The organism is Roseburia sp. AF22-2LB (genome assembly GCF_003461125.1).
GTDB classification, from domain to species: Bacteria; Bacillota; Clostridia; order Lachnospirales; family Lachnospiraceae; genus Roseburia_C; species Roseburia_C amylophila.
This window is the reverse complement of record NZ_QTWM01000001.1, coordinates 575,507-588,133: the sequence shown is the minus strand read 5'-3', so window position 1 is coordinate 588,133 and position 12,627 is coordinate 575,507. Positions and strand designations below refer to the sequence as shown.

General features: G+C 41.9%; 11 protein-coding genes. 2 read left to right on the top strand and 9 right to left on the bottom strand.

From position 1 onward, the window contains the following. Positions 1 to 42: 42 nt before the first annotated feature. The 7 genes from DWX96_RS02545 to DWX96_RS02515 form a co-directional block, all read right to left on the bottom strand. On the bottom strand, positions 43 to 1,191 hold the full coding sequence (locus tag DWX96_RS02545; RefSeq protein WP_242988698.1) for a sensor histidine kinase: 1,149 nt from the start codon (positions 1,189 to 1,191) through the stop codon (positions 43 to 45). Continuing rightward, complete coding sequence (locus DWX96_RS14490) at positions 1,181 to 1,984, bottom strand: response regulator transcription factor (RefSeq protein ID WP_117840626.1); 804 nt, start codon at positions 1,982 to 1,984, stop codon at positions 1,181 to 1,183. The genes DWX96_RS02545 and DWX96_RS14490 overlap by 11 nt, the downstream gene beginning before the upstream one ends. A gap of 82 nt (positions 1,985 to 2,066) precedes the next feature. Next, positions 2,067 to 3,533, bottom strand: coding sequence for a TrkH family potassium uptake protein (locus DWX96_RS02535; RefSeq protein ID WP_118056404.1), 1,467 nt, complete (start codon positions 3,531 to 3,533; stop codon positions 2,067 to 2,069). 10 nt (positions 3,534 to 3,543) lie between these two features. After that, positions 3,544 to 4,899 carry a Trk system potassium transporter TrkA gene (gene trkA / locus DWX96_RS02530; RefSeq protein WP_117840622.1) on the bottom strand — a complete coding sequence of 452 codons (1,356 nt, stop codon included), beginning with the start codon at positions 4,897 to 4,899 and terminating at the stop codon, positions 3,544 to 3,546. 108 nt (positions 4,900 to 5,007) lie between these two features. Beyond that, positions 5,008 to 5,772 (bottom strand): amino acid ABC transporter ATP-binding protein, encoded by a 765-nt coding sequence (locus DWX96_RS02525; RefSeq protein ID WP_022243953.1) that lies wholly within the window; start codon positions 5,770 to 5,772, stop codon positions 5,008 to 5,010. A gap of 13 nt (positions 5,773 to 5,785) precedes the next feature. Then, entirely contained in the window at positions 5,786 to 6,436 is a 651-nt protein-coding gene (locus tag DWX96_RS02520) for an amino acid ABC transporter permease (protein WP_022243952.1), read from the bottom strand. Positions 6,437 to 6,438: 2 nt separating this feature from the next. Further along, the gene (locus DWX96_RS02515; RefSeq protein WP_118056405.1) at positions 6,439 to 7,302 is read right to left on the bottom strand and encodes an amino acid ABC transporter substrate-binding protein; all 864 of its coding nucleotides are present in this window, start codon (positions 7,300 to 7,302) and stop codon (positions 6,439 to 6,441) included. A 722-nt stretch (positions 7,303 to 8,024) separates the two neighbouring features. Between DWX96_RS02515 and DWX96_RS02505 the strand changes: the two genes are divergently transcribed. Both DWX96_RS02505 and DWX96_RS02500 read left to right on the top strand, forming a co-directional pair. After that, a complete protein-coding gene (locus DWX96_RS02505; RefSeq protein WP_118056407.1) occupies positions 8,025 to 8,201 on the top strand; it encodes a DUF4250 domain-containing protein in 177 nt (58 codons plus the stop codon). Positions 8,202 to 8,304: 103 nt separating this feature from the next. Beyond that, positions 8,305 to 9,126, top strand: coding sequence for a hypothetical protein (locus DWX96_RS02500; protein WP_118056408.1), 822 nt, complete (start codon positions 8,305 to 8,307; stop codon positions 9,124 to 9,126). Positions 9,127 to 9,133: 7 nt separating this feature from the next. Here DWX96_RS02500 and DWX96_RS02495 read toward each other — a convergent pair whose 3' ends face one another. Both DWX96_RS02495 and DWX96_RS02490 read right to left on the bottom strand, forming a co-directional pair. Continuing rightward, positions 9,134 to 10,885 carry an ABC transporter ATP-binding protein gene (locus DWX96_RS02495; RefSeq protein WP_118056409.1) on the bottom strand — a complete coding sequence of 584 codons (1,752 nt, stop codon included), beginning with the start codon at positions 10,883 to 10,885 and terminating at the stop codon, positions 9,134 to 9,136. 1 nt (position 10,886) lies between these two features. After that, on the bottom strand, positions 10,887 to 12,614 hold the full coding sequence (locus DWX96_RS02490; protein ID WP_118056410.1) for an ABC transporter ATP-binding protein: 1,728 nt from the start codon (positions 12,612 to 12,614) through the stop codon (positions 10,887 to 10,889). Between the last annotated feature and the right edge of the window lie 13 nt (positions 12,615 to 12,627).

Genomic DNA, 12,627 nt, shown 5'->3' with positions numbered 1-12,627 from the left:
GAATATTATAAAATAATACGCATAAAAATACAACCGGCGTTTCTAAGCTGTCGGCATTTTTCGTCTCGGCAGGCAGACCTTAAATGTTGTCCGGCCATTTTCACTCATTACACGGATGGTTCCTCCATGCAGATCCACCAGTTCCTTTGCGATGGCAAGTCCCAGACCCGCTCCTCCGCTGTTGGTCTGTCTCGCTTCATCCCGCCGATAGAATTTATCAAAAATACGCTGCTGTTCTTCCGGTGATATGGTCTGCCCCTGATTACTGAACAGGATAACCGTTCCCGGTGACTCCTCCCATGCGGAAATGACAATGGTACTGTCCGGGTTGCTGTAGGCAATGGCATTTTTCAATATGTTATTAAAAATACGTGCCAGCTTATCTGCATCCCCATATACTTTGCAATTTTCGTCTGCCTGTATTTCCACTTTCTTATGTTCCGGTGCAAGAAGCGGGTACACTTCATCCGACAGCTGCATCAGCATGTAATAAAGGTCTATTTCTGTCGTTGCCAGTTCAATATCCTGCCGGTTAAAACGGGTGATGTCAAAAAATTCATTCACCAGAACTTCCAGTCTCAGTGCTTTGTCCAGGGTGACATGGATAAATTTATCCTGCTGCTCTTTTGAAATATCCGGCATCTCCTCTAATAATTTCAGATACCCAATCACAGAGGTAAGCGGCGTCCGGATATCGTGGGCAAGATACAATACCAACTCATCCTTCTTCTTCTCTGCCATCTGAATATCATAAAGCTGCCGGTTTAAAGTTGCATTCACGCTGTTTAACTTTTCTTCCATGGCAGCCATTTCCTTCGACATGCGGATCTGTCTGCCATCATGATGCACCAATGCATTGATTCCATTATCAATTTCCTGAAAATATTTTGTAAATGAATTTAAAAAGAAATAAAACATCAGACAGAATACCAGTGCAATTGCCCCAAAGAAAATCAGTTCAAAATGATTTCCGATATTATTCCAATAGAAAGCTCTCGCATCTTCATACGTCATGCTGGTAAAATCATAAAGAAACCTTACAATTCCATCCGCAAATCTGCCCTGCAGCACATACTGGTAGAGAAACCAGATGCCAAAGAAAGCTCCTGCCATCAGTAATACAATCCGGGAAAATATTTTTCGTCTTACCGGTGCAAAATCCAGTTTTTTCTTATTATTGTCATCTTTCAATCTTATATCCCACTCCCCATATTGTCTTAATGTATTTTGGACGTTCACCGGTATCCTTAAGTTTCTCCCGCAGATGCCGGATGTGAACGGTTATGGTATTGTTGCTTTTGCTATAATATTCGTCTTTCCAGATAATATGAAACAGCTCTTCCGCACTGAGTACCCTGCCTTTTGCTTCACACAACGCCTGCAAAATCGTAAATTCTGTCGGTGTAAGTGAAATCTCATCTCCATCCAGATAGCATTCATGTGCACATTTCTTTAACAAAATTCCACGGCATATAATAGTATCATCCGATTCCGTTCCTGCATGATTTGATGCATACGTTCCATCTGCCGCATCATATGAACCATTTGCAGATGTATTTTCTATTATATTACCGTCAAAAGACATATTCTCTGCCGGCTGGTCCGTCCTTGCTCCATAGCGCTCATAACGGCGTAACTGTGCCTTCACTCTTGCAACCAGTTCCAGCGGAAGAAACGGTTTTGTCACATAATCATCTGCTCCTATGGTAAGTCCGGTTACTTTATCCACTTCGGAATCTTTTGCAGTTAACATAATAACCGGATAATTCTCTTTTTTTCGAATCCGGCGGCACAGCTCCAGTCCACTAATCCCCGGCAGCATAATATCCAAAATTGCAAGGTCAATTTTCTCATGCTCTATTGCATCTATTGCTGTATCTCCATCGTAACACTTGATTACGTCAAACTTCTCACTTACCAGATATATCTCTACTAAGTCTGCAATCTCCTTCTCATCATCCACCACAAGAATACGGTTTTTCATAAAAATCCCTCCTGCCTGTCTGCTATTCCAAACACATTATAGCATACAGGCAAAGGAGGGATTCCTTATTATTTATTAAGATTTACTGAACTTTGCCAACATGGCGGTGAGGATGAATCCGCCATAAACCCGGTGCAAAAATCACTAACATCGGGTATAATTCCAATCGACCAACCAGCATGTCAAACATCAATACCAGCTTGGATAAAACACTGAACCCACCAAAGTTACCGGTCGGTCCTACCCTGTTAAGTCCCGGTCCGACATTATTAAAGGTTGCCATAACTGCTGTAAAGTTCGTTGTCATATCAAAATTATCAAGACTGATTAACAACACTGATACGATAAGAATAACAACATAGCCTGCCAGATAGCATAACACAGTCTTTACCACATTATCCGGTATTCGTCTTCCGTCCATATGTACCTTCTGCACACTTCTCGGATGGGTCACAGACATAATTTCATTACGGACAGATTTTACCATAATAATGAGACGGGAAACCTTAAATCCACCGCCGGTACTTCCGGCACAGGCTCCGACAAACATTAAAAGCACCAGAATCATTCTTGAAAATTCCGGCCAGAGATTAAAATCTGCCGTGGCAAATCCTGTAGTACTGATAACAGATGCCACCTGAAAGATTGCCTGCTGGAATGCTTTTCCAAAAGAAGCAAAGCTGGCTCTGATATTAAATGCAATAAGCAGTGCCGAACCGAATACTATCAAAAGATAGTAACGCATTTCCTCACACATCAGTGCTTCCTTCGGCCGCTTAATCAAAAACATATAATATACAGTAAAATTAATGGAACAGATAATCATAAATACCGTAATGATAATCTGCACCGCTGTACTATAAGATGCTATACTACTGTTCAATAGTCCAAATCCACCGGTTCCCACGGTACCAAAGGTCAATGTCATGGAATCAAAGAGTGGCATTCCTGCTATTAACAGCGCAATAATCTCAATCACCGTAAAGATTACATAGATTCCATAGAGAATCATTGCAGTAGTCTTTACCTTTGGAACCAGTTTTCCAACAGATGGTCCCGGGCTTTCTGCACGCATCAGATGCATGCTGGAACTGTCGGAAAGGGGCATGACTGCCATAATAAATACCAGCACACCCATACCACCAATCCAGTGGGTAAAGCAACGCCAGAAAGCTGTTCCACGGGAAAGTGCCGCTACATCACTTAAGATACTTGAGCCTGTTGTCGTAAAGCCGGAAATTGTCTCAAATAACGCATCAATATAAGATGGAAATTCTCCGGTTAAATACATTGGCAATGCACCAATCAGACTGAGGATTATCCAGCTTAATGCAACTGCTGCAAATCCTTCTTTTGAATAAAATACACTGCTCTTCGGTTTTCTTCTTCTGCCCCAAAACCCAATCAGCATACAGGCAAGTCCGGTAATCAGATATAAAAAGCCTTCCTTTTCCTGATAAATACCTGCTGTTGCTGCCGGAAGCAGAAGAAAGATTCCCTCGAAGCATATAACACTGCTTAATATGTATCGAATCATGGAATAATTCATGACAAGCCTCCTACCTTAATGCATCCCGGATATCATGTAACCCTGTCGTCGTGGTAACAAGAATTACCGTATCTCCCACTTCAATTACACTCTGTCCTTTTGGAATGGTCACTTTTCCTTTATGGGTGATACATCCAATCAGCATCTTAGGTTTCAAGCGAAGATCCTGCAGTGGAATTCCAACCACCGGAGAACCCTCTTTAATTAAAAATTCCAGTGCTTCTACCCGGTTATCATTCAGCTTGTACAATGTCTCAATATTACTTCCCATGGAGTTTTTCATGGCACGTACATACTTGATAATACTCTCGGAAGTAATGAATTTCGGATAAATAATACTTCCTACATCTAACTGGTCAATAATATCATCATAAGAAATACGATGAACTTTAGTAATCAGTTTTGCAGAAGATAAACTCTTTGCAAACAATGCCAGCATGATATTCTCTTCATCAAAATTAGTGGTCGCTACAAAGGCTTCTGTCTCTAACAATCCCTCTTCGATTAAAAGGTCTTTATCTGTTGCATCGCCACAGATAATCATCGCCTTTGGAACCATTTCATTTAATTCTTCACAGCGTTCTTCGTCACGTTCTACAATTTTGACACGGATACCCATTTCCAAAAGCTGCTTTGCAAGATAAACAGAAGTTCTTCCGCCACCGACAATCAGTGCATCTCTCGCAGAAGAAGTAGGCACGCCCAGTTTCTTAAAGAATTCAATAGTTTTAGCCGGTGTCCCTACAATGGAAATCTCATCCCTGGCTTTCAACTCAAAATTACCATCCGGAATATATACTTCATCTCCACGCTCAACCACTGCTATCAGTACGTCACAATGCAGTCTGCTTCCCATATCTTTCAACTGCATATTACAAAGAGGGTTGTCCTCCTCAATCCGGTAGTTGACTAATTCCACCCGGCTCTTGGCAAATGAATCCACTTTGAGCGCGGAAGGGAATTTCAGCAGTCTCGCCATTTCGCGTGCTGCTGCAAGCTGTGGATTGATAATCATGGACAACCCTAATTCCTCTTTAATAAAACCTATTTCTCTACTGTATACAGGATTGCTGACTCTTGCAATCGTATGGCAGCCTCCTGCTTTTTTTGCGATCAGACAGCATAAAAGATTCAGTTCATCTGAACCTGTCACTGCAATCATAAGGTCTGCATCTGCAATCCCTGCATCTGTCTGTGCATTAAAACTTGCACCATTTCCAATAATTCCCATTACATCACAGACATTGGTCACTGCCTCTACAGCCTGCTGTCTGGTATCAATTACTGTAATATCATGTTTTTCTTTACTAAGCTGTTCTGCAAGTGTTGCACCTACATTACCACAGCCCACTATAATTATCTTCATAGCTTCTCCTATGCTTGTTCTCATACATATTTATTGGTCGTTGAAGCAAATACCTATGACGAATTATAGCAGACTTTATAAATAATGCAATCCCGGCTTTACCCAATCCTAATTCTGGGCAAATCTTGCCAGGAACTGCTTTGTTCTCTCTTCTTTCGGATGCTCGATTACTTCCTTCGGGTCACCCTGTTCAATAATATAACCGCCATCCATAAAAATGACACGGTCAGCCACATCTCTGGCAAATGCCATCTCATGGGTTACAATTACCATGGTCATATGCTCACTTGCCAGCTGACGGATTACTTTTAAGATTTCTCCGGTAAGCTCCGGATCTAATGCGGAGGTTGGCTCATCGAAGAATAAAATCTGTGGATGAAGTGCTAACGCTCTTGCAATGGCAACTCTCTGCTGCTGTCCACCAGAAAGCTGGCATGGATAGCAGTCTGCCTTATCGGATAACCCCATTTTTTCAAGAAGCTCCATTGCTTCTTTCTTTACTTCTTCTTTATTCCGCTTCTGCACATGTACCGGTGCATCCATCAGATTCTTTAACACGGAATAATGTGGAAACAGATTAAAGTTCTGAAATACCAGTCCGAAATATCCCTGAATCTTTTTTAATTCTGCGTTTCCCACATACTGGGATTTTCCATCCGCACCGGTTGACACCGCATGCTCACCGAGATAAACCAGTTCTCCTTCATCCATAGTCTCAAGAAGTGTGGCACAACGCAGCAGTGTTGATTTACCGGAACCGGAAGGACCGATAATTGCTACAACCTCACCCTGTTCCACGGAGAGTGAAATATCATGAAGTACATCTACAGCCCCAAAGCTTTTCTTTACATTCTTTATCTCTAACAGCTTCATTCTTTTCCTCTCCTTACTTATAATAACTCAGTTTCTTTTCAATTCGTTCCATGATAAATGCCACTACAAAGTTAAAGATGTAGTAGAAAAGTCCTGCTACAAACAATGGCATGATGCTGCTGACACGGGCTGCAATCTGTTTTGCAATGGTAAACATTTCTGCATAAGCCAGTACAAATGCCATGGAAGTATCTTTTACCAGTGTAATAACTTCATTGGTTACCGGCGGCACCACGCGTTTTACCATCTGCGGGAAAATGATTTTACAGAAGGTCTGTGCCTTAGAGTATCCTAATACTTTGGCTGCTTCATACTGTCCTACCGGGATTCCTTCGATTCCTGCACGATAAATCTCTGCGAAATATGCCGCATAATTAATGGAGAAACCAATGATTGTTGCATAAAAGCTATACTCTTTGGAGATTCGGATTCCAAATAGGTAATATGGTCCGAAATACACCACCAGAAGCTGAAGCATCAGCGGAGTTCCACGCATAATGGATATGTATAATTTTACAAGCCACTGCACCGGCTTAATCCGTGACTTTCTTCCAAATGCCACTAAAAGTCCTAACGGCAGTGAAAATACCAATGTTAATACAAATATAGAAAGTGATGCCAGCATACCGGAACCCAGCTGCTGTGCTACAGCAATAAATGACATATCTATTCTCCTAAGCAAACCATTTCTGGTAAATTATAATCTGTGTAGTTATTTACGATAGTAGTAAATGTTCCATCTTTTACCATCTCATCCAAGGTCTTCTGAACCTGGTCTCTTAACTCTGTATTACCTTTTTTAAATCCGATTGCATACTGCTCGCTGGATACCTGTTCATCCAACATACGGAAAGCATCTCCTCTGGATGACATCTGGTATTTTGCTACTCCGATATCCAATACTACTGCATCTACAGCACCGGACTCCAAGTTCATAAATGCAGTATTGTAATCAGCTACCTGCTGAAGTTCAGCAAAAGATGCAGTCAGCTCTTTATTTTCATCGGTTGCATCATCTCCCTGTAATGCTGCAAGTCCTGAAGAATCAGCCTGAACGTCTACTACTTTTCCTGCCAGGTCTGATAATTTATTAATATCCGAATCTTTTGCAACAACTACAACGATACTGTTGTCTACATATGGATCAGAGAATGTATAATCATCTTCTCTTCCATTCATGGTAAATCCGTTCCAGATACAGTCAATGGAACCTGACTCTAATTCCATATCTTTTGAATCCCAGTTAATTGGTTTCTTTACCAGTTCCCATCCGTTACGGTCGCATACTTCCTGTGCCAGTTCAAGGTCAAATCCGGTATAATCTCCATCCTCATCCATATAGCCATATGGTGGAAATTCTGCGTCAAATCCTACAACAAACTGGGTACGGTCTGAACCATTGTCGCTCTTTGCATTTTCAGTATTCTGGACAGATGCATTGTCCTTTTTATCTGCATCCTTACTTCCACAGCCAGCCAGTGACACGGTCATTGCAGCTGCCAGTAAAACAGTCAACATTTTCTTCTTCATAATAGAGTTCCTCCTCTTTTTGTAATATCTTTTTATTAAGTTCTTTTTCCATCACTTTAGTATACTACCATGATAAATCAGTAATGTAAATCATTTTCTATATTAATTTCAGGTTGTCAGTCGATAAATTTTAGACTAAAATTGGGCATATACCTGAATAATCCATAGGTGCTTGCGAATGGGGAGAGATTTTAAGGATAAAGAAATTTTGTGGCATTCGATGTACGTTTGATTTTTGGGGATGTGAAATGCCAACTGTTCTTAGTAGTCCATTTTTCTTTATTATAAACTGTCTTTTCACTTGCTTTGACAGAATATCGGCACTGTCCGTCAAAAGCGGATGCCACATAATGTCTGCAAGGGGCACTAGGAATTTCGGCATAATTCTGATTTCATCTGGCAACCGGCACAAATTCACATCCATGTTCAAATGTGCCTCGCTGGTACATCCCTGTACCAGCGTTGCCTGTTGCCAGACGAAATCCCAAGTGCCCCTAACAGCCCTTAAAAGGCATCCGTACTTTGACGGACAGTACCAATATTCTGTTAAACATGGAAAAGACTGTTTTTATCCGAAAAAGAAAAATGGGCTACTTAGAACTGTGGCATTTCATCATCTTAAAATCAAATGTGCAGCGAATGCCTTAAAACTTTTTTATCAGGAAATCCTCTCCCCCTTTCGCAAGCACCTATGCAATCAACGATAAAGGAGACATTACACCATGAATATACCAAATGACCCAGTCATGTTATTAAGTTACATCAATACACAGCTTCGGGACTTCTACCCTACCTTGGACGAACTCTGCTCTGCCTTAAATCTTTCGAGGAACGAGCTTTGCAATAAGCTTTCCGCCATCGACTATGAATATGATGCGGAAGCAAACCAGTTTGTATAAATGTAGTCTGTTGTGGCGGTAGGGAGGACATTTTCCCTCTCAGCAACAAAAATAACCACATTTATACCAACCGTTCCGATACACATAATGAAAGGAGTATCCCATGTCACTTTACGAAGACCTCTTGCAAAAACAGTTTCTGCCCCACGCCTACGAAGACTGGACAGATTATCGCAATACCATCAGCAATTATCTGATTGCCTCTACTGCTGCTGACAGTACTCTTGCTATCTTTGGTGCTGGCTGTTGTAACGACTGGGATTTATCGCTACTTGCCGGACACTTTTCATCGATTACTTTAATTGATAATAATCTTCCTGCCATGAAACAGGCTCTTAAACGCTATCAGTTGGAATCTTATCCTACCATTCACCTTGACGAATGCAATCTTACCGGTTTATACGACAGTGATTACGAAAAATTCTGTGATACACTCTTTGAGCAGAAAAAGCTCTTTGGTGCTTCCATCGATACGGAGCTTCCGGTCAGTACGGCACTGGCATTTCTGCATCAGACTTATGAGAAAGCCAAAAAGCATGTCATACGCTATGGCAGCCATGCTTTTGATTATTCTGTGGCTTTTGGTCTTCACAGCCAGCTTAATAATATGGCTGCATGGATCTGGGATACCATTGCAGAAAGCTTTCGCTGGCAGGATGAACGGGTAACGGAATATATTGCCTCACAGACCGATAAGATTGTAAAACGGGTTAATGATACCATTTTGCTTTCTACCGGGAAAGACGCTTTCTTTGGAAATGAACGGACTTCTTCCCTTAATGATTCTCCCGTAAGCGGTGCCATGGAATGCATTTTAGACATCAAAAAACGTTACCCCGGCTGTCAGGCAGCTCTCGTTCCGTGGAACTTTAATCCGGAACTTGGGGTAACATATGAAATGCTGTTACAACATGTAACATTATAAACTAATTCTACGACTGTACGAACTGGCTGTTATAAAGAGCTGCATAGAACCCATTCTTCCGAAGCAGTTCTTCATGATTGCCCTGTTCGATAACATGTCCGTCTTTCATAACCAGAATAATGTCTGCCTCTTCAATGGTAGACAGACGATGGGCAACGATAAAACTGGTTCTTCCCTTCATCATCCGGCCAAAAGCTTCCTGAATCTTCATCTCAGTTCGTGTGTCAATCGATGAAGTTGCTTCATCCAAAATCAGCATTGGCGGCAGGCAAAGCATAACTCTGGCAATGCAAAGAAGCTGTTTCTGTCCCTGGGAAAGATTGCCACCGTCCTCTGCAATTACCGTATCATAGCCCTTGGGCAGACGTTTGATAAAATTATGGGCATGGGAAGCTTTTGCTGCCTCCATGATTTCTTCATCGGTAGCATCCGGTTTTCCCATACAGATGTTCTCACGAATGGTTCCCTCCTTTAACCAGGTTTCCTGCAATACCATACCATAGCTGCTGCGCAGGCTGCTTCTTGTCATATCTTTAACCGGCACGCCGCTGACACGGATGATTCCGCTGTTGACATCATAGAACCGCATCAGAAGATTAATCAATGTTGTCTTACCGCATCCGGTCGGTCCGACAATTGCCACACGCTCACCCGGATTGACATGGAGATTAAAATCCTCAATCAGCTTCTGCCCCGGCTCATAAGAGAAGTAAACATGCTCTAAATCCACATCTCCCTTTACTTCCTCTAATACCACTGCATCTTCTGCATCCGGTACCTGTGCCTCTTCATCAATCAGCTCAAATACTCTTGCTGCACAAGCCAGTGCATTCTGTAACTCAGTTACGACACCGGAAATCTCATTAAAAGGCTTCGTATACTGATTTGCATAACTTAAGAAACAGGATAACTGCCCAACACTGATTCCACCATGGATAGCTGAAACTGCGCCAAACACGCCAACACCTGCATAAACTAACGCATTGATAAAACGGGTACTCGGATTGGTAATGCTGGAAAAGAATAAGGCACGAAGGGAATATTTTTCCAGTCTTCCATTAATTTCATCGAAACTTTCCAACGCCTCATCTTCATGGGAAAATGCCTGGACAATTTTCTGGTTTCCAATCATTTCATCGATTAAAGCAGTCTGCTCTCCTCTTGTTTCCGACTGCAGCTTAAACATGGAGAATGTTTTCTTTGCAATGAATCCTGCTACCACAAAAGACAACGGTGTTAAAAATACTACCACTGCCGTAATCTTTACATTGACGCTCAACATAAAGCCTAATGTTCCGACAATTGTTACCACACCGGTAAACAACTGGGTAAAACCCATTAGAAGTCCGTCTGCGAACTGGTCTACATCCGCAATTACGCGGCTGACTATTTCACCGTAGGAATGAGCGTCTAAATATTTCAGTGGAAGAATCTCTATTTTGCGGATAGCATCCTTACGGATATCCCGGACAATATTATAAGTCATCTTATTGTTGCAGACATTCATAATCCACTGGGCAGCTGCCGTAATCAGAATGACTACCACCATTTTCTTAAGGATCGGTGTAATATAAGTAAAATCCACTTTTCCTTTGTCTACGATATAATCAATGGCATCTCCGGTAAGAATCGGAATGTATAAGGTTAAAATTACACTGAGCACCGCTAATGCAATGGACAAACCTAAGAATAACCAGTACTTTTTCATATACTTAAGGATTCTTCCAAGGGTTTCCTTCTGTCTTGATTCCTTTTTCATATCAGTGTCCTCCTTCCGTCCTCTTAAACTGCGAATAATAGATTTCCTGATATACGCTGCAATCCTTTAACAATTCTTCATGGGTGCCGGTTCCTGCAACAGTTCCATCATCTAATACGATAATCTTATCGGCATACATAATGGATGCGGCACGCTGTGATACGATAAATACGGTCGGACGGTTTGGCATATTATGAATTGCCTGACGCAGTTTAGCATCGGTAGCATAATCCAGTGCAGATGAGCTGTCGTCCATGATAAGGATTTCCGGCTGTTTTACCAGTGCTCTGGCAATTGTAAGACGCTGCTTTTGTCCACCGGAGAAATTCTTTCCACCCTGTTCTACTTCCGCATCCAGCTTACCGTCTTTCTTATCTACAACTTCTGCTGCCTGTGCAACGGAAAGTGCCTGCTGCATCTCTTCTTCCGTCGCATCCTCTTTGCCCCAGGCAAGATTGCTTCGGACGGTTCCCGCAAACAGCACTGCTTTCTGCGGCACAATACCAATCTTATCTCTTAAATCCGTAATCTTATATTCCCGGACATCCATGCCATCTACCATAACCTGTCCCTCCGTGACATCATAGAAACGAGGAATCAGATTGACCACAGAGGACTTCCCGGAACCGGTTCCACCGATAATACCAATGGTATCTCCTGGCTTTGCTTTAAAATCAATGCCGGTTAAGGTATCTGCTCCGGCACCTTTATAACGCATGGAAACATTGCGGAATTCTACGGTATATCCGGTATCTTCCTTTTTGCTTCCATTTCCATCCACCATGGAAGTCTCCATCTCAAAAATACTCTGCACGCGGTTTCCACAGGCAATTGCCTTGGTTACCGTAATAATCAGGTTTGCAAGCTTTACTAATTCCACCAGAATCTGGGACATATAGTTTACCAGTGCTACTACTTCACCCTGTGAAATCTTTCCGATATTTACCTGAATTGCACCTGTCCAGATAAGAATAACCAGTGCCACGTTGATGATAATATAGGTAAGCGGATTCATCAATGCTGAAATTTTTCCTACGAAGAGCTGTACATCCGTCAGCCTCTCATTACTCTCATCAAAATCTGCAATTTCTCCCTGCTCTTTATTAAAGGCACGGATAACACGGCTTCCGGTCAGATTCTCCCTTGTTACTCCAAGGACTTTATCTAAAGATGCCTGCACCCGGCGGAACAACGGAATTGTAATTATCATAATTCCAAATACCACAACGGATAAAACAGGAATCGTTACCACAAAGATAAGCGCTGCCTTTACGTCAATGGTAAATGCCATAATCATGGCACCAAATACAATAAAAGGAGAACGCAAAAACAGACGGAGTACCATATTGACACCGGACTGTGCCTGATTGATATCACTGGTCATTCTGGTAATCATGGTATCCGTTCCTGCGGTATCCATCTCTGTATAGGACAATTTCTGAATATGGTCAAATAATGCATGACGTACCTTAGTTGCAAAACCTACTGCCGCTTTTGCTGCAAAATACTGTGCAGTAATGGAACAGGTCAGTCCCACTAATGCCAGCAAAATCAAGATTCCACACATTTTCAAGATGAATCCGCCATCTTTATTGCCAATACCGGTATCAATGATTGCTGCCATAACCAAAGGCACAAACAATTCAAAGGATGCCTCTAATAATTTAAATAATGGACTTAAAATGCTCTCTTTTTTGTAATCCTTTAAAAAACGCAATAACTTTCTCACTGTACCTGCTCCT

Excerpts from the sequence above, each read along its gene's own strand:
- DWX96_RS14490 (WP_117840626.1), bottom strand. The coding sequence starts at position 1,984 with ATGAAAAACCGTATTCTTGTGGTGGATGATGAGAAGGAGATTGCAGAC.
- DWX96_RS02500 (WP_118056408.1), top strand. The coding sequence starts at position 8,305 with ATGTCACTTTACGAAGACCTCTTGCAAAAACAGTTTCTGCCCCACGCC.
- DWX96_RS02525 (WP_022243953.1), bottom strand. The coding sequence starts at position 5,772 with ATGAAGCTGTTAGAGATAAAGAATGTAAAGAAAAGCTTTGGGGCTGTA.
- DWX96_RS02495 (WP_118056409.1), bottom strand. The coding sequence starts at position 10,885 with ATGAAAAAGGAATCAAGACAGAAGGAAACCCTTGGAAGAATCCTTAAG.
- DWX96_RS02535 (WP_118056404.1), bottom strand. The coding sequence starts at position 3,533 with ATGAATTATTCCATGATTCGATACATATTAAGCAGTGTTATATGCTTC.
- DWX96_RS02520 (WP_022243952.1), bottom strand. The coding sequence starts at position 6,436 with ATGTCATTTATTGCTGTAGCACAGCAGCTGGGTTCCGGTATGCTGGCA.
- DWX96_RS02515 (WP_118056405.1), bottom strand. The coding sequence starts at position 7,302 with ATGAAGAAGAAAATGTTGACTGTTTTACTGGCAGCTGCAATGACCGTG.
- DWX96_RS02505 (WP_118056407.1), top strand. The coding sequence starts at position 8,025 with ATGAATATACCAAATGACCCAGTCATGTTATTAAGTTACATCAATACA.
- trkA (WP_117840622.1), bottom strand. The coding sequence starts at position 4,899 with ATGAAGATAATTATAGTGGGCTGTGGTAATGTAGGTGCAACACTTGCA.